Origin of the sequence: Gelidibacter gilvus, from assembly GCF_004115975.1 — a bacterium.
GTDB lineage: Bacteria > Bacteroidota > Bacteroidia > Flavobacteriales > Flavobacteriaceae > Gelidibacter > Gelidibacter gilvus.
In genome coordinates, this window is sequence record NZ_SDDZ01000008.1 from 69,523 (window position 1) to 92,229 (window position 22,707).

Here is a 22,707-nt window from a genome sequence, read left to right on the forward strand (position 1 = left end):
TAGGGAGGTGATAATTATCATGCTTTACTTTATTATAAAGGAATATATTTATCATTGAAATATAAAACTAAGAATCATGAAAAATATCCAACTTGTATCGGCAATAATGACCACTAAAATTGTCAAACTCAAAAAAGGCGATGATCTCGAGAGGGCGGAATATTTATTTAAAAAACATAAGATCAGACATATCCCTGTGGTTGAAGGGAAGTCCATTATCGGGATGTTGAGCTACACCGATTTATTGCGGATTAGTTTCGTAGACGCTGTGGATGATGATGGGGAAATTGAAAGCTTGGTCTATAATATGTTCACCATAGAACAAGTGATGGCCAAAAATATCGTCTCGGTATCTTCAACAACAAGCATCAAAGAGGTCGCACAAATTTTGGCTAAAAAAGAATTTCACGCTTTACCAGTGGTTGATGATGGTGAATTGGTGGGTATGGTGACGACTACGGATTTGATTAATTTTTTGATTATTCATTTATAGGGGGAGTGTGGGCAGTTGGCAGTCTTCCCGCCTTAGTGAAATAGTGCGGACAGGAAGGCAGTTGGCAGTCCGTAGGTAGCAGTCTGAACTTGCCTGAATAGCATTCACTATTTAAATAGAAATCCAAGGTTTCATGAATTTTAAGGAAACAAAGATTCGAGGTTTCTATGTCTCAGAATCAGGTCAAAAAGGTTCCACAAAGTGCCACAAAGTAGACACAAAGATCCACAAAGGAAGTTGGAATTAAAGATATCAGATTCTGCCCTTTGATATTAGATGGTCATTGTTTGGTATTAGGAACTTTATTTGTAGGGTAGAGGTGAGAGGTGAGAGGTGTGTTCGTGATCAACAATCTTCAATCTTCAATCGTAAATCAAAAATCGTTAATCGTTAATCGTCAATCGTTAATCACGTCTTAACGGTTAGCCAGGTCCGACTTTAAAAATCAAAATTTCTAATATATTAGAACTTAAACTTCGAAATTCGATATTTGTCGGTCATTGTTCGATATTCAAACCTTTCTGCATCTGTTGAGGGAAGAGAATACAAGATTTTGCAGCTGCTTGTGACTAAGTTGTTTCAACTTGAATTTCGAGTTCAACTTCAACTTTCCGCCTTCGATGAATCTTCGGACGGACAAGCAATTTCCTGACCGTCCCTGCCCGACATAGTCATTCAGGCGGGCGGCGGGCAATTTCAATTTCTCCCTCTAACTTCAGTAATTCATACCGCCCTTGAACCTGCAGAAGTGAACTCAGCCCGCCGTAATCAACAATCTTCAACCCGCCCGTACTGACGGTCTATGGGAATTCCGCCGATAAGGAAACTGTACGTTCGGGCAGGTCGTAAATCAACAATCGTCAATCGTTAATCACGTCTTAACGGTTAGCCAGGTCCACAAAGTAAGTTGGATTAAAGATATCAGATTCTGGCCTTTGATATTCGATGGTCATGGTTTGGTATTAGGAATTTTCTTTGTAGAGTATTGCGTATAGGGTAGAGGTGAGAGGTGAGAGGTGAGAGGAGTGAGAGGTGAGAGGTGAGAGGTGGGGAGTGAGAGGTGAGAGGTGAGAGGTGAGAGGTGAGAGGTGTGAGAGGTGTGTATCAGATCAACAATCTTCAATCGTCAATCGTAAATCAAAAATCGTTAAGCGTCAATCTTTAATCACGTCTGAACGGTTAGCCAGGTCCGACTTTAAAAATCAAAATTTCTAATATATTAGAACTTAAACTTCGAAATTAGATATTTGTCGGTCATTGTTGGATATTCAAACCTTTCTGCATCTGTTGAGGGAAGAGAATACTAGATTTTGCAGCTTCTAGTGATTAAGTTGTTTCAACTTGAATTTCGAGTTCAACTTCAACTTTCCGCCTTCGATGAATCTTCGGACGGACAAGCAACTTCCTGACCTTCCCTGCCCGACATAGTCATTCAGGCGGGCGGCGGGCAATTTCAATTTCGCCCTCTAACTTCAGGAATTCATACCTCCCTTGAACCTGCAGAAGTGAACTCAGCCTGCCGTAATCAACAATCTTCAACCCGCCCGTACTGACGGTCTATGGGGATTCCGCCGATAAGGAAACGGTACGTTCGGGCAGGTCGTAAATCAAAAATCGTCAATCGTTAATCGTTAATCGTAAATCAACAATCAACAATCCTCAATCGTAAATCAACAATCGTCAATCGTAAATCTGCCTTTATGAATTGGCCAATTCCCGTAAAGTTTTAATAGTTGCCGTCGGATTGTCGCTTCCAAAGACATGGCTTCCGGCCACAAAAGTATCTGCGCCAGCTTCAACCAATCTCTGGATGTTTTGGTCTGTGACACCGCCATCAATTTCAATCCGCGTGTCCAAGCCTTGGGCATCGATCATTTGACGAAGATTTTTGATGCGTTTGTAAGTAACATCTTCAAATTTCTGACCGCCAAATCCCGGGTTGATGGACATTAAAAGTACCATGTAACATTCAGGTAAGATATCTTCTAAAACCACCAGAGGAGTCGTTATATTGAGTACAACGCCCGCTTTACAACCTGCATCCTTAATTTGTCTTAAAGTTCTATGTAAATGAACGGTTGATTCATAATGGACCGTAATGATATCGGCGCCAACTTTAGCGAATTCTTCAATATAGCGTTCTGGTTTTTCAATCATTAAATGGACATCCAAGGGCTTTGTGGCATGTTTTTTAATGGCGGCAATTACGGGCATTCCGTAAGATATGTTGGGTACGAAATGACCATCCATAACGTCAATATGAAACCAATCGGCCTCACTATTGTTGACCATTTCGATATCACGTTGAAGATTGCCGAAATCGGCGGCTAAAATTGAAGGGGCAATGAGTTTTGAAGACATACAGTGTTGTTGTAAAGTTTTTTGCAAAGATAGGGAAAAAAGTCCTCAGTCAGCAGTATTCAGTTGGCAGTCTCAGTCTCAGTTTTCCCCTCTGTTCATGCCTAAATATCATTCGAATATTTATACCAAATTCAAGGTTTCCTAAACTTTGATAGAACTCCTAAGTGACAAAGCTATAATACAAAGCTCCACAAAGGAACGCAGATTTAAATTATATGAGAATCTAAACTTCGGCGTTCGGTGTTCGAAATTCGTCATTCGGCGTTCAGTCTTTCTGCCTCCGAAAATAATACCTCTCCGCTAAAGCTCATGTCGGGTAGGCAAGCTTCATCTTTGTTCATGCCTAAATATCATTCGATTATTTATACCAAATTCAAGGTTTCCTAAACTTTATAAGAACTCCTAAGTGACCAAGCTATAACACAAAGTTCCACAAAGTATTCTCAAAGCTCCACAAAGAATCCCAGATTTAAATGTCAAGAGAATCTAAACTTCGGCGTTCGGTGTTCGAAATTCGTCATTCTGCGTTCAGTCTTTCTGACTCCGAAAATAATACCTCTCCGCTAAAGCTCATGTCGGGTAGGCAAGCTTCATGTTTGTTCATGCCTAAATATCATTTGATTATTTATACAAAATTCAAGGTTTCCTAAACTTTGACAGAACTAATAATTGACAAAGCTATAACACAAAGTTCCACAAAGTATTCCCAAAGCTCCACAAAGGACCCCAGATTTAAATTTCATTAGAATCTAAACTTCTGCGTTCGGTGTTCGAAATTCGTCATTCAGCGTTCAGTTTTCCCGCCTCAGTAAATAATACCTCACTCCGCTAAAGCTCATGTCGGGTAGGCAAGCTTCCTGTTTGTTCATGCCTAAATATCATTCGATTATTTATACAAAATTCAACGATTCCTATACTTTGACAGAACTCCTAAGTGACCAAGCTATAACACAAAGTTCCACAAAGTATTCTCAAAGCTCCACAAAGGAACGCAGATTTAAATTTCATGGGAATCTAAACTTCGGCGTTCGGTGTTCGAAATTCGTCATTCGGCGTTCAGTCTTCCCGCCTTCGCTAAAGCTATGGATGGGCAGGCAGTTTCAGTTGGCAGTCTCAGTCTCAAGCGCAGTTTTCAGGGCACAGATGATATTGGGTATAGGATAGTGCGAGAATTTGACGATTTAGACTGATTTTCTTTCAATTTCATCTTCAATTTCAACTTTAAAAAGTGAACCCCCGGTAATCAGCCGAGGGTTCTTTCATCAATCAAAAAACGAACAGTTTAATACCCACGAAAGTGGGTATCTTATACTGTTTGTTACTTTTAAATTCCAAGAATCAAAATCCAAATTCCAAAGAATAAGATTGGAATTTGGTGCTTGCCTATTGAAATTTTTATTTATCCCTACCCTAAGTAGGTTTTTAATATTTTGCTTCGTGAGGTATGTTTCAGCCTACGGATTGCTTTTTCTTTAATCTGGCGCACACGTTCACGCGTTAAGTCGAATGTTTCACCAATTTCTTCTAAGGTCATCGGGTGTTGATCTCCCAAACCAAAGTATAAACGGATGACATCAGCCTCACGAGGAGTCAATGTTTCCAACGCACGCTCAATTTCCGTACGCAATGATTCATGCAACAAATCCTTATCTGGATTTGGAGATTCTCCAGAGCGTAAAACGTCATACAAGTTGGAATCTTCTCCTTCAACCAAAGGCGCATCCATGGATACGTGACGGCCAGAGTTTTTCATGGACTCTTTCACATCATTGATGGTCATGTCCAATTCTTTGGCAATCTCTTCAGCACTTGGCGGACGCTCATGACTTTGCTCTAAAAAGGCAAAAGTCTTGTTGATCTTGTTGATGGAGCCAATTTTATTCAGTGGCAAACGCACAATACGGGATTGCTCAGCTAAGGCTTGTAGAATGGATTGACGAATCCACCATACCGCATATGAAATAAATTTGAACCCACGAGTTTCATCAAAACGTTGTGCTGCTTTAATAAGACCTAAATTACCTTCATTGATTAAATCCGGTAAGGTCAAGCCTTGATTTTGATATTGTTTTGCTACCGAAACAACAAAACGTAAATTGGCCTTGGTCAATTTCTCTAAAGCCAGTTGATCTCCAGCTTTAATACGTTGTGCCAATTCTACTTCCTCGTCTGCGGTAATTAAGTCAACTTTTCCAATTTCTTGGAGATACTTGTCTAGCGAAGCCGTTTCCCTATTGGTAACTTGCTTCGTAATTTTGAGTTGTCTCATTTAAATGTGCCTCTTTAATTTAAAATAGTGAATAATCCTTTCGTAAGTAATTATACGTAAAAGATACTCAAAATGTTACAAGAAAGTCAAAATTAATTTTAATTGAGAGGATATTTCGATGGATTTAAACCTCCGATTACATCGGATTGATTTCAAGTTCTCGCACTAGGCTATCCTTTTTGAGAGGTTGGAATTGCCTTTTAGTGATTTTGGTTGGAACAAAAAAAAAAGGTTTTTGGTCTGAGGACTAAAAACCTTTTCGTAATTAAAGTTTGATTAATTTTTTATCTGTCAAATTGATGGCTTCAAGCATCTCATTTGTAAACTTGTAATGTCCACGGGTTGTTATAATTTTAAATCGGGCAGAACGCATGGCGCTTAGGGTATTTAAAAATAACCATTTTGATTTTAACAAGCGCGTTTTATCCGATTTTAAGCTCAATTCAAAATAGTGCTTTCTGCCTTCCTTTTCTGCTACAATATCGGGTGTAATATTAATGTCACTACCTTTTTGGAGGTATGATTTTGGGGTTTCGTAACCCTCTGCGTCTGCTTTGATATTCTCAAAACCGATGTTTTCTAAGTAAGCTAATGATGTACTTAAAACTTCCGTATACTTTTCTTTATCTGTATGAATCATAAGCTATAAATTAGTCAAATTTTTGACAATTCCAAGTTTTTGTGAACATTTAACTATTTCAGGTTCAGGGTTCTAAATTATGAGAGGTGAGTGGGGAGAGGGTAGTGGATGATATGAATTCTAGAGTCTAGATTCTAGACTCTAGAATTCAGAGTCTCAATTATACACGCACATGCCCATCACCAAACACATAATACTTATTGGTGACCAATTGTTTTAATCCCAATGGCCCTCTGTGGTGTAATTTATCTGTGCTGATGGCTAATTCTGCTCCAACGCCCATTTGTCCGCCGTCAGTGAAGCGTGTGGAAGCGTTATGGTATACTGCAGCACTATCTACTTGCTCCATAAATTTTTGTGCCAATGTTTTGTCCTCTGTTAAAATGGAAGCTGAATGTCCGCCAGAATAGGTGTTGATCATCTCAATGGCAACATCTTCATTTGCGGCTTCGGCAACTAAAATTTTCATGGCCAAAAACTCTTCGTACCAAGTGTCTTCATTATCAATCTGAGTTTCGTCGGAAAGAATTTTTCCAACCTTATTATCGACAAGGAGTTCAACGCCCAAATTATGTAAAATGGCTTGAAGATCTTTCAGCTTCGTTTCGTAATTAGGAATGTTTTTGTCGATCAAGACTTTATCCAAAGCGTTACATCCTGAAATCTTATCGGTTTTGGCATTGACGATCACTTTGACAGTTTTCTCCCAATCGGCGTTTTTGGCAACATAGAGGAAGTTATTCCCTCTACCGCTGATTAATACCGCACAAGTGGCGTGGTCTTTTACGAATTTAATTAAACGTTCGCCGCCTCTTGGGACAATCAAATCAATCTTTTCTGTCGGATTCTTTAAAAACTCTTGTGTTTCTTCACGTTGCAGATGTAAGAGTTTGATCCAATCTTTGGAAAGTCCGTTTTCCTCCAAAGCTTGGTGCCAACATTTTTCGAGGATAAGATTACTGTTCAGGGCCTCTTTTCCGCCTTTTAAAAGAATTTTATTGTTCGCTTTGAAGGCTAGAACAGCAGCTTCAATGGTGACATCCGGTCGCGATTCGTAAATGATCATGATCGTACCAAAAGGTGCCGTTTTATTGGTGATCTGTAAACCGCTGTCCAAGGTTAAATCTGAGATTTCTTTTCCAACCGGATCTTCCTGGGCTTTTACTTCTGATATGGCCGTAATCATCCCATCAATTTTGGAATCATCCACCACCAATCGGTCGTAAAGAGCTTGATCGGTTTTGTCAAAGGCATCCAAGTCTTTCTGGTTTCCTTTTAAAATGTTGTTTCGCTCTTTATCGATAATAGTCATCATCGATTGGAGCACTTTATTTTTTATATCTGTGTTTAATAGTTTCATAATTTTTGTTTTATTTAAATGATTTCACCTGTATAAGGTTTGTAACCCTTCCGTCTTCAATTCCTTTTCTGGAATTGAAGGCACCTTTCCTTCATTTCGACAAGCTCAATGACAACATTTCGACAAGCTCAATGCGAACATTTCGACAAGCTCAATGCCAACATTTCGACATGCTCAACGGGCGAGGAAGGAATTTTTTAATTTGAGCGTGTTTAAATTTTGTTAGAATTTTTAACTTCCCGCTTCCAACTTCATGCCTCAAGCTTTCCGTTTCCGTGGGATGAATTTGAAAAAAGGGATGGATTTTTTTTACTTCGGCATATTTGAAAATTCGTCAAGAAATAACTCTCTCATTTCCACCTAATCCCTAATCCCTCATTCCTCATGTCTATTGCCTAATTCCGCCTTCTTTTCTAAGAAATAAACTTCGTACCAACTTCTTTGTTGTCAATGATATCAACAATTACATTCTCCCGTTTCCCGTTGGCGATGTAGGTAGGGATGTTTTTTAGGGCAGCTCCTTTGGCAATCTTTAATTTTGAAGCCATTCCGCCGCGTCCTTCGCCTTCCTTTTTGTTGGAAGCCATGACGTATTGTTCTACAGCCTGGTTTACCGTAACTTCTTTCAATTGTGTGGAATTCTCATCATCGGGATGTCCGGTATACAAACCGTTGGTATCTGAAAGAATGATCAATCGGTCAACATCCAATAACTCGGCTACCAAACTGGCCAGTTCATCATTATCAGAGAACATGGACATGGTTAGAGATGTGGCGTCATCCTCATTGGCAATAGGAGTAATGCCTTCTGAAAGGAGACCCTCGTAACAGTTGATCATATTTTCACGGTGTTTGCCACGGTCAAAATCACGTTTAGTGGCCAAAACCTGTGCGCACCGCATTCCATAATCATGAAATAAACTGTAATAATGGCGCATCATCCGCGGTTGCCCTACAGAAGAATACACTTGTCTTCTGATGGATGGGTCTTGAATACTCGTTTCGCCTAAAATTTCTTTTCCGGCAATTGCCGATCCGGAAGAGACGAGAATCACCTCGATGTCCCTTTCGTTTAAAACAGATATTTGTCTTACCAATTCCCTTAAAACGGGACCTAAAATTCTATTGTCTTTATTTGTTAGTACGTTGGTACCAACTTTTACTACTATTCGTTTTGTTTCCATTATTGTTTTTTTCCCAATTCGACGGCCCTGTCAAATGCGGCATAGGCTGCGTCCTGAATGAGTTGTTTTACATTATTATCGTCCATGGAGTCTATGGCTGCTTGGGTTGTACCCCCTTTTGAAGCTACTTTTTCAATCCATGATTTTGGTGAGATGTCATTCTGATTAAAGAGTTCAATCGCACCTTCAAAGGTGTTGCTGACCAAGACTTTAGAATCGTATTCTGAAAAGCCCATTTTCAGGGCGGCATCCAGCATGGATTGCATAAAGTAGAATACATAGGCCGGTCCACTTCCTGAGATTCCTGTGGAGGCATCAATGAAGTTTTCTGAAACGACATGTATTGACGTTCCTGTGGTATCCAAAAGATTTCTTACCATGAGTAATTCTATTCTTGAAACCGTTTTGGATGCGGTGTAGGAGGTGACGCCTTTCCCAACTTGAGCTGGAAGATTTGGCATGGTCCTTACCACTTTGTTTTTGCCCAAGTTTTGCTGGATGGTTTCTATGGTCACGCCAGCCATTAACGATACGAAAATCTGATCGTCGTTGAGCATTGGTTTCATGATCTCAAATAAATTGGCACTATGAAAAGGCTTTACGGCTATAAATACGAGGTCTGCTTTCGGCAGACAATCCTCAAGCGTGTCATAAACATCAAATTGAGGTTGTTGTCTTAATGTTTCAATCTTTTTTGGATCCGTGTCAAAAATCCGGAGTTTATGTTTTTTGAGCAAGGGTGAGTTTGCCATGCCTTCTGCATAGGTCAATCCCATATTTCCTGCTCCAATGACTAATACTTTCATTCTTTAAGTTATTGATTATCACTATTAATTTCAATTATAGCTGCAAGGATTGTACGGAAGTCCGGTTTAAAAAGATTAATTTGAAGATTCATCAATTTGATAATCAGGAGTGGCATGAGTTCCATATTTGGGAATTATGAAGGGTGAACCTTGCCATATTCTCAATTGTTAAAATCTGGGAAGGTGACAGGTTGTCGGGATTTTGCAAGTTTGTCGGGTTGTTACCTCAAAAATGGGCATAAAAAAACCTCTCAGGTTTTTAAAACCTGAGAGGTTGGTAATGTATTAAGACTATAAATCAGAAATTAATCTTCTTTTTTATCTTCTCTTGGTTTACGATCATCACGACGGTCATCACGACCTCTATTGTCACGAGATCCACGGTTGTCGCGACTATCGCGTCCGCCGTTTCTATTATCTCTACTGTCTCTACTATTATCTCTTGGTGGTCTGGCTACATAACCTTCTGGTTTATCCAACAACGCCTTACGAGATACTTTTTCCTTACGTGTCTTAGGATCTACTCCGAAGTATTTCACTTCAAAAATATCACCCATATTCACTACGTCTGTAACATTCTCAGTACGTTCCCATGCTAATTCACTTACGTGTAATAACACTTCGTTTCCTGGAGCATCTTCATATTCAACTACAGCACCAAAATCAAGCATTTTAATTACTTTTACTAAGTAAGATCCACCAACGGTTGGTTTGAACAATAACGAATCGATTTTAGTCAATACCGCATCAATACCTTCTTGATTGGTACCTAAAATTTCCACAATACCTTCTTCAGTAATAGGATCTTCGTTGATAACAATCGTAGTTTTTGTTGCTTTTTGTAATTCTTGAATCACTTTTCCACCAGGTCCAATCAATGCACCAATGAATTCATTAGGAATCACACGGGTAATCATTTTTGGAGCATGAGCTTTAACATCAGCATTTGGCTCTGCGATAGTTTCTACCAATTTCTCAAGTATATGTAAACGACCTTCACGTGCTTGCTTTAAAGCATTCACTAAAATTTCGTAACCTAAACCCTTTACTTTAATGTCCATCTGGCAGGCGGTTATACCATCTGCAGTACCAGTAACTTTAAAGTCCATATCGCCTAAGTGATCTTCATCACCAAGAATATCAGAAAGCACTGCATATTTTCCAGAATCTGAATCAGATATCAAGCCCATTGCAATTCCAGAAACTGGTTTCTTTAATTGAACCCCAGCATCCATCAAAGCCATAGTACCAGCACATACCGTTGCCATAGAAGACGAACCGTTAGACTCCAATACTTCAGATACCACTCTTACAGTGTAAGGACACTCGTCAGGAACCATTCCTTTTAAGGCACGTTGTGCCAAGTTTCCATGACCTACTTCACGACGAGATGTGCCACGAATTGGACGTGCTTCACCAGTTGAAAAAGGAGGGAAGTTATAATGTAAATAGAAACGCTCTTCACCTTCAAAAGATGGCATGTCTATTTGGTTGGCTTCTCTAGAAGTTCCTAAAGTAACTGTCGCCAAGGCTTGAGTTTCTCCACGTGTAAAAAGAGCAGAACCGTGTGTAGATGGTAAATAATCGACCTCACACCAGATTGGTCTGATCTCGTCTGTTTTTCTTCCATCTAAACGCAAACCTTCATTTAAGGTTAAATCACGAATCGCATCTTTTTCGGCTTTATAATAGTAATTAGATACCATCCCGCCATAATCCGCCAATTCTTCTTCAGAAAAACTCGCTTTGATCTCTTCTTTAATAGCATCAAAGGCAGCACTTCTTTCATGTTTAGCTGATCCAGCTTTAGCAATGGCGTACACTTTATCGTATGCCATATCATGAATTTTCTTTGCTAAGTCTTCGTCAGTTCTTTCTGGTTCATACTCACGAACAGTTTTCTTTCCAAATGCTTCAGCTAATCTTACCTGAGCAGCACATTGTACTTTAATGGCTTCGTGAGCAAATTTAATGGCTTCTGCCATTTCTTCTTCAGAAATTTCATCCATTTCACCTTCAACCATCATCACTGAGTCTGCTGAAGCACCAATCATCATATCAATATCAGATTCTAATAATTGTGCACGGGTTGGATTGATGATGAATTCACCGTTAATACGACCAACTCTAGCTTCAGAGATAGCACATTCAAAAGGGAAATCTGATAACTGAATCGCAGCAGATGCGGCTAATCCAGCCATAGCATCAGGCATAACATCTTCGTCATGAGACATCAACTGAATCATTACTTGCGTTTCTGCGTGGTAATCACTTGGGAATAATGGACGCAATACACGGTCCACTAAACGCATGGTCAATACTTCGCCATCACTTGGCCGTGCTTCTCTTTTAAAGAAACCACCAGGATAACGTCCCGCAGCAGCAAATTTCTCTCTATAGTCTACTGTTAACGGTAAAAAGTCAACATCACTTTGTTTGTAATTGGAAACAACCGTACATAATAACATACATTTTCCCGATTGCACAACAACCGAACCATGAGCTTGTTTAGCCAATTTTCCGGTTTCGATGGAGATTGTACGTCCATCACCAAGGTCAATGACCTCTTTAAAAACTTTTGGAATCATAAATTTTTTAATTCTAAATTAAACAATGGTCGTTGTGTTGTTGTGTAGTGTTGTGTGTTGACCAATGAAAAACCTTTAGTCCCGGGCTTGCTCCGGGATCTAGCTTCTTCTAATTCGATAGTATTCTTTTTTTTATTTGGGCGCTACCCTAAAAAGGGTCGGGCTTTCCGCTGTATCTTTTTTGTGAAAAACAAAAAAGGATGCCGCTACAATCCCTAGCGCAAAAGAGAGCTAACGCAAACAAAAAACCACGCTGAAAGGCGTGGTCTTAATAGTGATTATTTTCTTAATCCTAATTCTTTTACGATGGCACGATATCTTAATACATCTTTCTTAGTTAAGTAATCAAGTAATGCACGACGCTTACCAACTAACATGACCAATGAACGCTCTGTGTTAAAATCTTTACGATTTTGCTTTAAGTGTCCTGTTAAATGATTGATTCTGTAAGTAAACAAAGCAATTTGCCCTTCTGCAGAACCTGTGTCTTTTGCACCTTTACCGTGTTTTGTAAAGATGGCTTCTTTTTCTTTTTGATCTAAATACATGCTAATATTATTGTAAATGATTGTTATGTACGCGCCTCGGTTTTCGATTCACGGTGCAAAGATAGGGATTATATTTACATGAATTATGCTGCTGATAAAAAATAATTTAGAGTTGTTTTATTTCAAATAGGATATAAATATTTGTTAACAGGTTAATTATATGGCTTAATCTCAGCTATTTTTGATATTCAATTATAGAATAAATAGAATGCCAACACATTTAGTAAATATTAAGGATAAGCTTTTTGAAAATATTTTCGAAAACGCTCCAAACGGAATAGCCATTGTAGGATTAGATTACAGATGGGTTAAGGTCAATCGTAGCTTAATAGAACTCTTAGGGTATTCAGAAACGGAGTTTTACAGTATGAAATTTCCAGACATCACTCATAAAGATGATATGGATGTTGATGTAGAGCAACTTAATAGATTGGTGAATCGGGACATAGAAAGTTATCAAATTGAAAAACGTTATTTCCATAAAAACGGAAATATAGTATGGACCTTATTGTCCGTTTCCATGGAACTCCATATTGATGGAAGTCCGCTCTACTTCATTTCGCAAGTGGTGGACATCACTAAACAAAAGGAGATCTTATGGGAAATGAATTCCATTAAAGAAATTGCGAAAAATCAAAATGATAAGTTGTTGAATTTTGCACATATTGCAACTCATGACATCCGAAGCCACATTGGTAACTTAGGTATGATTACGGACTTTATGGAGGAAGAGACCGAAGGCATCAAGGATGACGAGAATTTTAAGATGCTTAAAGAATCGTTATCCCAGTTAGAAGTCACTATCTCCAATCTTAATGAGGTTAGGAACGATGATTTTTCCCTGCATACCAATTTGGCACCAAAAAATTTAAAGCTTTTTGTAGATAACGCTATGTATAATATGAACGCCATAGCTAAGAACGAACAATGTCAAGTTATTAATGAGGTTGCCGATGATGTCAGTGTATTGGGAGTTTCTGTCTATTTAGATAGTATTATCCTTAATTTTTTAACCAACGCCATCAAATACAGGTGCAAAGAACGAAACTCTTTTGTCAGATTCCGAAGCTTAGTTCAAGACGGCTTCGTCATTTTAGAAATCCAAGACAATGGTCTGGGTATCGATTTGGAGGCGCATAGGAGTGATTTATACCAATTTAGAAAAACGTTCCACCAATTGTCAGATTCAAGGGGTGTTGGCCTGTTCATCACTAAAAACCATGTTGAAAGAATGGGAGGACGCATAGAGGTTGAAAGCGAAGTCAATGTAGGCACCACCTTTAAAGTCTATTTTCAGAAAGCTTAAGTAGCGGTTACATGAATTTAAAATGCCACGAACACACAGATAGTTATTTAAACATCGTGTATTCGTGGCAAATTTATTTTTGATTAAACCCTTAGTGGTTGATTGGTGATCAAATCAATATAAAGGTTGATTTTGTTCTTTAAATCCTTTCGTTCTGTAATGAAATCTAAGAACCCGTGTTCCAATAGAAATTCTGCAGTTTGGAAATTTTCAGGTAATTCTTGTCCTGTTGTATCTCTCACTACGCGCGGTCCTGCAAAGCCAATCAAAGCTCCTGGTTCACTGATGTTAATATCACCCAACATGGCAAAGGAGGCTGTTGTGCCACCGGTTGTTGGATCTGTACTTAAGGAAATGTAAGGAATGCTTGCATCGGCCAACTGTGCCAATTTAGCTGCGGTTTTTGCTAATTGCATCAACGATAATGCAGCTTCCTGCATTCGTGCGCCTCCCGATTTTGAAATGATGACAAACGGCAGTTTTTTCTTTAAAGCATAGTCTCCAGCGCGTGCAATCTTTTCACCTACTACGCTACCCATGGAACCTCCAATGAATGCAAAGTCCATACAAGCCACCACAATGTTTTTTCCTTTGGATTTTCCAACGGCACAGCGTACGGCATCTTTAAGTTTGGTTTTTTCTTCAGCAGCCTTTAAACGGTCCGGATAGGTTTTGGTATCCACAAATTTCAAGGGGTCTTTTGAAGACAAATTGGCGTCCAATTCCTTGAATTTGTTATCATCAAAGAGTATCTGAAAATACTCCTTGCTGCCAATTCTTACGTGGTATCCATCTTCAGGGCTGACAAAAAAGTTCTTCTCAAGCTCTTCAGTATCTATAATTTTACCCGTTGGAGATTTGTACCACAAGCCTTTTGGCGTGTCTTTCTTCTCCTCTGTAGTAGTGGTGATTCCTTTTGTTTTTCTTTTAAACCAAGACATATTGATTTACGATTTTAGATTAACGATTAACGATTTTTGAGTTTCAAAACCGTAATCGATAGTTAGTTTTATTAAAGGCAAAGTTATAAAGTATTTACGTTATTTAAATTATCATAAACCTTATTCCGGCGCAGGCAGGAATCTTATGATTAGAAAATATCTTATAATTTATTTAGAGATATTAAAATATCCTAAAACCTCCTGCAAAGTTATAAGGTATTTACGTTATTTAAATCTTCAAAGGCCTTTTTTAATCTTTCCACAAAGGTTTCCTCACCCTTTCTAAGCCAGACACGTGGATCATAATACTTTTTGTTTGGGGAATCCTCTCCGTCAGGACTTCCAATTTGAGACTGTAAATACCCCTCATGTGCTTTAAAGTAGTCACGAATTCCACCCATAAATGCATATTGCATATCAGTGTCGATATTCATTTTTATCACACCATAACCGATGGCTTCTCTTATTTCTTCTACACTTGATCCTGATCCGCCGTGGAATACAAAATCAATATGATTGTGTGGTAAATTATATTTTTTGGATAAAAATTCCTGAGAGTTTTTAAGGATTTTTGGAGTTAACTTTACGTTTCCAGGTTTGTAAACTCCGTGCACGTTTCCAAAAGCGGCGGCAATTGTAAATTGATCACTTACCTTGCTTAATTCTTCATATGCATAAGCCACTTCCGAAGGTTGTGTGTATAGTTTGGAATCGTCTACATCGGTGTTGTCCACGCCATCTTCTTCGCCACCAGTAATGCCCAATTCAATCTCTAAAGTCATTCCCATTTTGCTCATGCGTGTCAAATAGTCCTTACAGATTTGGATGTTTTCTTCAAGAGGTTCTTCAGAAAGATCAATCATATGTGAACTGTATAGCGGTTTGCCGGTTTCCTCAAAATGTTTTTCACTGGCATCTAATAGGCCATCTATCCAAGGAAGCAGTTTTTTCGCACAGTGGTCAGTATGTAAAATTACAGGCACACCATAAGCTTCAGACATAAGATGTACGTGTTTAGCGCCTGCAATGGCACCTGCAATTGCCGCTTTTTGTCCGTCATTACTTAATCCTTTCCCTGCATTGAAAATAGCACCACCATTAGAAAACTGAATGATGACTGGTGCGTTAAGTTTCGCTGCAGTTTCTAATACGCCATTGATTGTGTTAGATCCAATAACATTGACAGCAGGTAGCGCGAAGTTTTTTTCTTTTGCAAGTTTAAAAATGGCTTGTACCTCTTTGCCGGTAGCAACACCTGGTTTTATGTTGTGACTCATAATGATTTTGTTGTTTTAATTAATTTCAAAAATAATGAAATTAAAGCAAAATTAAGGTTTTGGCCGTATTGTTTTTATGAACAGAGGCTGTGCATACGGCTATAACCTTATAGTTTGGAGGCATTTCTTGAATATCCTGATGAAACTGGATTGGTCTTTTGATATTTAGTGTTTTTTGTGAATTTTAAAAACACGATCGGAAGCTGTTCCTAAAAAGGGTAGTTAATACCAATATTATAAACAGCATTTGCAAAGTTGTAATCCTTAAACCATCGGTTTCCTAAGTCATAAGACGGATCATAGGTTTTAAAGCCAACATCCAAACGGAGTACAAAAAAGCTAAAATCGTAGCGCATACCAAAACCGGAACCAACGGCGATATCCTTTAAAGAGCTGAAACTGTCAAAGGTTTGTGCCGGGTCAGTGACATTATCAAACACGTTCCAGATGTTTCCAGCGTCCACAAAAAAGGCACCGTAAACAGAGCCGAAAAGATTAAAGCGTTGTTCCGCACTAAAATGAAGTTTAAAATTAGCTTCGTTGAATTCGTTGGTTGATTTCGTGCTTCCAGGACCAAGATTGTAAGCCGTCCAAGCGCGATTGTCATTTGGCCCGCCTCCAAAGAAACTCTTAGAAAACGGAATACTATTTGAATTGCCATAAGGCACCGCAATTCCTACATAACTACGAACCGCAAAAACACTTTTTTTACCTAGATCCCAATATTTTACATAATCAACTTCTGCCTTGGAATATTGTGAGAAGGCCACTCCGAAAATATCATAGCGATCATTATCATTTTTTTTCGCGTTGGTCAGTTTTGAAAGGCTGGTCAGAATATTTCCTGCAAATTCTACCCTAAATCTTATTGTTGAAAAATCATTGTCAAATATATTTTCACGTCTGGTCTTTACATAATTGAAACTTGAGGAAATGATGAGGTTGTTTTCAGACAATCTTGTTTTCCTTTGATCAATATTGCTAACATTCTGATAATTTGGATCTGTTGGCGCTAAGGACGTGTTGTCGTTTAAAACATCATATATAAATTGATCTGCACCATCAGGAATCGATAAATTATCGGTGTTGTCTATATAATTAATGTTTTTTGCAATGCTATTAAGACTATTGTATGAATTCTCATAAACCCCAAAATAATTATCGACATTTAAGTTTTTCACGTATTGTGCATTAAAGAGATCAAGCGTATTGGTGACTTTTTTATTGGGATACCAATTGTAGCTCAAGTTCCCGGTAAAGGTTTGCTTGTCGAGGCCAATGTTGCGCTGACTTGTAGCTGCAGCACTAATTCTGGTGCTTGGCGACATGTATTTTGGAATGACCTTATCCGTATTTAATGGGAAAAATAAACGTGGAATGGTGAGCTTGACCGTAGATCCCACTTCAGTGATGTCAAAAAACACATCCTTTTTGATTCCTGAATCTTTTGAAGAACCAATAGCGGCCAGTCCAGAAACCTCCAGAGTTTCGGCACCCCTAAAAACATTCCTGATCAGGAGTCCGCCGCTGAAGCCAAGGCCTATGGTTTGAATGTTACTTTGCGAGATTTCAGTATTAAAATTCAGTCCAAATTTCTTTTTGGGAATCAAATAAATATTAGTGGTCAACGTGGTGTCTTCCACATTTTCCACATATTCAATATTTGGGTATTTAAAGGTCTGTAATTCGCTTAAATAACGGTAGGTGCGCGTGCGGTTGATGTCTTTGAAGATGTCTCCTTTCGTAATGAAGATGGCATCTGTTAGTGCCTTTGCCCGGTACTTGGATTTCCCGTAGCTGTAAATATTAAACCCTTTATAATTTATGGTATCTGTAGGCTTGATATTTATATTTTGATAGGTATCATCCGTAAAGATATTAACATCCTTAATGGTGTAAATCTTAAATGGCCTTACCTGAACGGAATCGTCATATCTAATTGTCCTATTTTGGATAATAAGATCTGTATTTACTTTTTTGTTGGTGCCAATGGTATCAATTTCAAAGGTGATATAGTCCTGGGCAAAATGATAAAGTCCAGAGTTTCGCAATTCTGTTGTTAAACGCTCGCGCTCATTGGTCAAATTGGCTTCCTTAAATTGTTCTCCTTTAACGAGCAATGAATTTTTTTTAAGGCTTTTGTACAGTGTGTCTATAACAGGTGACGCTATTCTGGTACTTATGGAATCCATATAATAAGGATCGCCAGTATTTATATAATAGTTCATTTTTGCCCTTTGTGCGTCCACTGTGTCTATTTTGTAGGACGCAGTGGCATTGAACCACCCATGTTTATAGTAGTAAGTTTTAAGATTGGTTGCCGACTTTTCAGTCCTTAGACTATTGATTACCACTGGAGGTTCCCCCGTTTTTTTTAGCCACGTATTGAAATTCTTCCTTGAGTTGATGAGGGCTTCGTATTGTTTTAAGGAAATAAAATTCTTGAGGCCCGTTTTTGGGTCTTCAGGATTTCTATATTTGGCGACCAAGATAGAATCAATGTTTGGTCGTGCCAGATTATAAATATGTAATCGTATTGGGATGCCAAATAACGGAAACTTACCGTTAGGCTTTTGAAACAATAAATTGTTAAGCGCGTCAGTATTGTTCTTTTTGTCGTTGACGTAAACGGTATTGTCCATTAGCAAATGTTCATCCTTGCCAACACGTTTTACAGCGTTACAAGAGGATAGCAATATGAATATTGCCATAATAAGTGATATTTTTGCTACCTTAACTTTCAAGAGGAAATTGACATAAGTATTGATGGGCTCAAATTTACTGTTTTTATAGGTGGTAAAACAATCATAAAAAAAATCGTTGATAGGAATCAATAACGTAACAAAAGTAAATACATTTTAATGTTAACAAAGAATGAAATTAAATTAATTGCAAGCTTAGGACAAAAGAAACAGCGATTAAAACACCGGTTATTTACCGTAGAAGGGAAAAAGACTGTCGCTGAGTTTTTAAAGTCGCATTTTAAGCTCCATCATCTATACGCTCTCAGTGATGATTATATTTGTCCTCGTGAAAAATTCAGCCTCGTTACGGAAGCTGAACTCAAAAAAATCAGTGCCTTGACGACGCCGCAACAGGTAGTGGCTGTTTTTGAAATCCCGAATGCAAATGAGATAGTGAGCGATAAATTAATTCTCGCCTTGGATGCCGTACGCGATCCTGGAAATTTAGGGACGATAATTAGACTGTGCGATTGGTTTGGAATCGAGCATTTGGTATGCAGTGAAACCACGGTAGATTGCTACAATCCAAAGGTTGTTCAGGCGACCATGGGATCTTTGACACGTGTAAACGTCAGTTATCTGAACTTGGAGGAATTTCTAAAAACTTCAACCGTTCAAAAATTTGGTGCTTTTATGGATGGTACAAACATTTATGAAAGTACGCTGCCAAAACAAGGTATTTTGATTATGGGCAATGAAGCCAACGGAATCTCTACTGAAATTGAAGCACTTATTGAAAACAGACTGGGCATTCCGCACTTTAGCGCACATCAAGAGACGGAAAGTTTGAACGTAGCAACGGCAACAGCTATTTTATTGAGTGAGTTTAAGAGGCGGGATTAGGGATTAGGAATGAGGTAGGAGGAGTGAGGTATGAGGAGTGAGGTAGGAGGGATTAGTTAGTAGGCATTGGGTATTAGGCATTAGGCATTAGGGATTAGTGGATTGATTAAATAATGAAAATCAGTTAGTTATCCGAGAGTTCTGCGGGAAACTAGAAACTTCAAACGAGAAACGCCTCTTTTTAGATATTTCTATTAATTTATATCAGTCGGCAATCTGAGAAAATCTGCGGTATCTGCGGGAAACTTTTATTGAAACGTGAAATTCACAAAAACGCCACGTGTTTTCATGGAGGCAATGTTATCGGTCCAAGGGCTTGTATCCGGATGTTCAACACGATCTCTAACCAATTCATCATTAATTGCGAAAACCCCTCTAATGGATGGGCTAAACTTGAACCACTCCAAATAAAAGTCAATTCCAAAACCAACTTCATAAAAAAGCATGCTTTTTTGGGTACGGAACTTACCAGCGCTATTGTCATCACCATCCTGGTTGCTGGACAAATTTAAAGCGGTAGAAAAACCACCTACAACAAAAGGTTTAAAATTATTGATGCGCTTGGTACTGGCCTTTAATAATAAAGGGAAATGAATATAAGTAGAGTTCACTTCTCTAATCAAATCTGAACTATTGAAGGGTTGGCCCCCAAAATAACTCTCATCATATTTTAGCTCTCTTCGGCTAATATAAAGGCCAGGTTCAAAACGAAGGTTGAAATAATCATTGATTCGGAGATCTCCTACCAGGCCTACATTAAATCCTATATTGGTTTTCACTAAAATATCATGGTAGGCACGATTTTCGTCTACCGTATAGTAGTCATACTCATATTCAAACTTAAAGTCATAGCTATTAAAGCCTAAAAAATAGCCCCAGGTCAATCGATCCTTATCAAAATTCTCTTGATTTTTAACTCTCTCTTTCGTGAATAATTGTGCTGATGCCGAATTGCAAATCAGTAAAAATAGAATGATGATGCCAGTTCTTTTCATTGTATTGAGGTTCTAGGTCAATTAATTTGGGGTTATTGCTTGGTTGCCGTATAAATGGTAGCGACGCCAAAGGTTTGAGGTAAATCCTTAACATTAGTAAACCCAATTTGTCTTAAAATATTGTTTAAGGCTTCACCATAAGGAAAAACAGATGCCGATTCGCTTAAATAAGAATAGGCCACCCGATCTTTTGAAAACACTTTTCCAATGGTTGGTAAAATATATTTAGAATAGAATTTGTAACCTTGTTTGAACGGCGTTTTGATTGGGACAGACGTTTCTAAAATCACAAAAGTTCCGTTGGGTTTTAAAACGCGTAAGATTTCGGAAAGTCCTTTCTCTAGGTCTTCAAAATTCCGAACCCCAAAAGCGACGGTAATCGCATCAAAACTGTTGTCCTCAAAAGGGAGGTTTTCAGAATCACCCAACGTCATTTTAATCTTGTTGTCTAGCTTCTTATCAGTAATTTTTTTTCTTCCTACCTCAAGCATGCCATCGCTTATGTCCAACCCGATGATTTCCTCTGCATCTGTTTCTGCCAGATTAATGGCTAAATCTCCAGTTCCAGTAGCAATATCGAGGATGCGTTTGGGTTGGGTTTTTGCAATAATAGCCACAACTTTTTTCCGCCATTTTACGTCAATTCCAAATGAAATGACGCGGTTAAGGCCATCGTATTCCTTAGAGATAGTGTCAAACATTTTGGTCACTTGTTCCTTCTTGTTCAACTGACTATCCTTGTATGGTTTTACTTTTTCAGACATTGCAATATTTTTGGCAAAACTACATATTTTTTCAATGGAAATTTGTCAATATGATGTGAAAAGCTAAAAAATGTTAGGGATTCTCAATGCTGTAAGATGGCGCTAAATAGTTTATTTTGAATTCAAAGAAATCCATTATATCCTTTCTAAATTAAATAGGAGACTGTTAAATAACTTATATTTGTATCACTTTTTGAATAGCTGTATTAAATGAAAATAATCATTTCAGGTGCTGGTGAAGTTGGATTTCATTTGGCGAAATTACTATCCTATGAATCCCAGGAAATTACTTTAATAGATACGAAAAAGGAAAGTTTGGTATATGCCATTGACCATTTGGATATCAGGGTGATCAAAGGCGACACCACTTCCATTGGTGTTTTAAAGGATGCCAGAGTTGAAAATTCAGATTTGTTTATAGCCGTAACTTCTTCAGAAACCACAAATATTACGGCATGCGTGCTGGCGAAAGAACTTGGAGCTAGACGCACCATTGCACGAATCTCCAATACAGAGTTTATTGATCAGAAAGATAACTTTGGTTTCTCAAAATTTGGGATTGACGAGTTGATTTCGCCGGAGTCCTTAGCCGCTGGAGAGATAGAACTGCTTTTAAATCAGTATGGTTTTGATGACGGCTACGAATTTGAGCAAGGCGCCTTGACCATGTTGAGCTTAAGGTTGTCCAAAACCGCAGCTTTTGTGGGTAAGACAGTTCAGGAGGCTGCAGAAGTGTTTCCCCAACTTCATTTTGTACCCATCGCCATTCAGCGGTTTGGAACCCAATACACTATAATTCCGCGTGGCGATACCGAGTTTAAGGAAGGTGATAAGGTGATTTTTGTGACCTCAAAAGGTGGGAGCGAGGAATTGTTCGAACTCTCTGGAAAAATGAGGTTAGATGTTAAAAACGTAATGATTCTTGGGGGCAGTAAAATTGGTCATAAAACCGCCAAGGATTTATGCGCTTCCAATTTCAACGTCAAGTTGATTGAAAGTGATAAGGACGTGGCCTTTGAGTTGGCTGACGATATGCCCAAGGTGTTGATCATCAATGGCGATGGGCGTAACGTGGACCTTTTGGAGGAAGAAAATATTGGCAGTATGGATGCTTTTATTGCAGTAACCGGAAATTCGGAAACCAACATCATGTCTTGTTTGGTGGCGAAATCTAAAGGCGTAAAAAAAACCATTGCCCTAGTAGAAAACATGGATTATTATCAGATTTCCGAATCTATTGGGATTGATACCTTGATCAATAAAAAACTTTTGGCGGCCAATAATATTTTTAGATATATCCGTAAAGGAGAAGTGGTAGCAATGACCAAGCTCAATAATATGAATGCTGAGCTGCTCGAATTTGAAGTTAAAAACAGATCTAAAATCACAGAAAAAATGATAAAAGATCTCGAATTCCCGCGCTCTGCGATTATCGGTGGCATCATAAGACATGGCAAAGGGATTATCCCTTTAGGGGACTTTAAAGTACAGGGTGGGGATAGAGTGGTGGTTTGCTGTTTGCCAAAGGCGATAACCGAAGTAGAGAAATTATTCTTTTAAAAACATAAAATGTTCGAAAACAATCTTG

17 protein-coding genes are annotated in these 22,707 nt (G+C 38.5%); 4 read left to right on the top strand and 13 right to left on the bottom strand.

Annotated features, from left to right (window positions below; all coding sequences use genetic code 11):
- The first annotated feature begins 76 nt into the window (after nucleotides 1–76).
- Nucleotides 77–493, top strand: coding sequence for a CBS domain-containing protein (locus ESZ48_RS13285; protein WP_129017993.1), 417 nt, complete (start codon nucleotides 77–79; stop codon nucleotides 491–493).
- A 1,698-nt stretch (nucleotides 494–2,191) separates the two neighbouring features.
- Here ESZ48_RS13285 and rpe read toward each other — a convergent pair.
- The 8 genes from rpe to rpsO form a co-directional block, all read right to left on the bottom strand.
- The gene (rpe, locus tag ESZ48_RS13290; RefSeq protein ID WP_129017994.1) at nucleotides 2,192–2,854 is read right to left on the bottom strand and encodes a ribulose-phosphate 3-epimerase; all 663 of its coding nucleotides are present in this window, start codon (nucleotides 2,852–2,854) and stop codon (nucleotides 2,192–2,194) included.
- A 1,405-nt stretch (nucleotides 2,855–4,259) separates the two neighbouring features.
- A complete protein-coding gene (locus ESZ48_RS13295; protein ID WP_066433750.1) occupies nucleotides 4,260–5,123 on the bottom strand; it encodes a sigma-70 family RNA polymerase sigma factor in 864 nt (287 codons plus the stop codon).
- A gap of 265 nt (nucleotides 5,124–5,388) precedes the next feature.
- On the bottom strand, nucleotides 5,389–5,763 hold the full coding sequence (locus ESZ48_RS13300; protein ID WP_129017995.1) for a hypothetical protein: 375 nt from the start codon (nucleotides 5,761–5,763) through the stop codon (nucleotides 5,389–5,391).
- Between the two features lie 160 nt (nucleotides 5,764–5,923).
- Complete coding sequence (locus ESZ48_RS13305) at nucleotides 5,924–7,123, bottom strand: glutamate-5-semialdehyde dehydrogenase (RefSeq protein WP_129017996.1); 1,200 nt, start codon at nucleotides 7,121–7,123, stop codon at nucleotides 5,924–5,926.
- A 413-nt stretch (nucleotides 7,124–7,536) separates the two neighbouring features.
- Complete coding sequence (proB, locus tag ESZ48_RS13310; RefSeq protein ID WP_129017997.1) at nucleotides 7,537–8,307, bottom strand: glutamate 5-kinase; 771 nt, start codon at nucleotides 8,305–8,307, stop codon at nucleotides 7,537–7,539.
- Entirely contained in the window at nucleotides 8,307–9,113 is an 807-nt protein-coding gene (gene proC, locus ESZ48_RS13315) for a pyrroline-5-carboxylate reductase (protein ID WP_129017998.1), read from the bottom strand. Before proC ends, proB begins: the two co-directional genes overlap by 1 nt.
- 305 nt (nucleotides 9,114–9,418) lie before the next feature.
- Nucleotides 9,419–11,701, bottom strand: coding sequence for a polyribonucleotide nucleotidyltransferase (locus ESZ48_RS13320; RefSeq protein ID WP_129017999.1), 2,283 nt, complete (start codon nucleotides 11,699–11,701; stop codon nucleotides 9,419–9,421).
- Nucleotides 11,702–11,979: 278 nt separating this feature from the next.
- The gene (gene rpsO, locus ESZ48_RS13325) at nucleotides 11,980–12,249 is read right to left on the bottom strand and encodes a 30S ribosomal protein S15 (protein WP_129018000.1); all 270 of its coding nucleotides are present in this window, start codon (nucleotides 12,247–12,249) and stop codon (nucleotides 11,980–11,982) included.
- A 208-nt stretch (nucleotides 12,250–12,457) separates the two neighbouring features.
- Here rpsO and ESZ48_RS13330 point away from each other — a divergent pair, with 208 nt between their 5' ends.
- Entirely contained in the window at nucleotides 12,458–13,555 is a 1,098-nt protein-coding gene (locus ESZ48_RS13330) for a sensor histidine kinase (protein WP_129018001.1), read from the top strand.
- 83 nt (nucleotides 13,556–13,638) lie between these two features.
- Here the strand turns inward: ESZ48_RS13330 and accD are convergent, their stop codons facing one another.
- The 3 genes from accD to tamL all read right to left on the bottom strand — a co-directional run bounded on the left by accD (nucleotide 13,639) and on the right by tamL (nucleotide 18,484).
- Nucleotides 13,639–14,496 carry an acetyl-CoA carboxylase, carboxyltransferase subunit beta gene (gene accD / locus ESZ48_RS13335; protein ID WP_129018002.1) on the bottom strand — a complete coding sequence of 286 codons (858 nt, stop codon included), beginning with the start codon at nucleotides 14,494–14,496 and terminating at the stop codon, nucleotides 13,639–13,641.
- A 209-nt stretch (nucleotides 14,497–14,705) separates the two neighbouring features.
- The gene (gene fbaA / locus ESZ48_RS13340; protein WP_129018003.1) at nucleotides 14,706–15,773 is read right to left on the bottom strand and encodes a class II fructose-bisphosphate aldolase; all 1,068 of its coding nucleotides are present in this window, start codon (nucleotides 15,771–15,773) and stop codon (nucleotides 14,706–14,708) included.
- A gap of 209 nt (nucleotides 15,774–15,982) precedes the next feature.
- Nucleotides 15,983–18,484 carry a translocation and assembly module lipoprotein TamL gene (tamL, locus tag ESZ48_RS13345; protein WP_223266451.1) on the bottom strand — a complete coding sequence of 834 codons (2,502 nt, stop codon included), beginning with the start codon at nucleotides 18,482–18,484 and terminating at the stop codon, nucleotides 15,983–15,985.
- A gap of 150 nt (nucleotides 18,485–18,634) precedes the next feature.
- Between tamL and ESZ48_RS13350 the strand changes: the two genes are divergently transcribed.
- Nucleotides 18,635–19,360, top strand: a complete 726-nt coding sequence (locus tag ESZ48_RS13350; protein ID WP_129018004.1) for a TrmH family RNA methyltransferase — start codon at nucleotides 18,635–18,637, stop codon at nucleotides 19,358–19,360.
- A 248-nt stretch (nucleotides 19,361–19,608) separates the two neighbouring features.
- Here ESZ48_RS13350 and porT read toward each other — a convergent pair whose 3' ends face one another.
- Nucleotides 19,609–20,355, bottom strand: coding sequence for a type IX secretion/gliding motility protein PorT/SprT (porT, locus tag ESZ48_RS13355; RefSeq protein WP_129018005.1), 747 nt, complete (start codon nucleotides 20,353–20,355; stop codon nucleotides 19,609–19,611).
- A 32-nt stretch (nucleotides 20,356–20,387) separates the two neighbouring features.
- Nucleotides 20,388–21,119 carry a bifunctional demethylmenaquinone methyltransferase/2-methoxy-6-polyprenyl-1,4-benzoquinol methylase UbiE gene (gene ubiE, locus ESZ48_RS13360; protein WP_129018006.1) on the bottom strand — a complete coding sequence of 244 codons (732 nt, stop codon included), beginning with the start codon at nucleotides 21,117–21,119 and terminating at the stop codon, nucleotides 20,388–20,390.
- 210 nt (nucleotides 21,120–21,329) lie between these two features.
- Between ubiE and trkA the strand changes: the two genes are divergently transcribed.
- On the top strand, nucleotides 21,330–22,679 hold the full coding sequence (gene trkA, locus ESZ48_RS13365; RefSeq protein ID WP_129018007.1) for a Trk system potassium transporter TrkA: 1,350 nt from the start codon (nucleotides 21,330–21,332) through the stop codon (nucleotides 22,677–22,679).
- Nucleotides 22,680–22,707 lie beyond the last annotated feature (28 nt).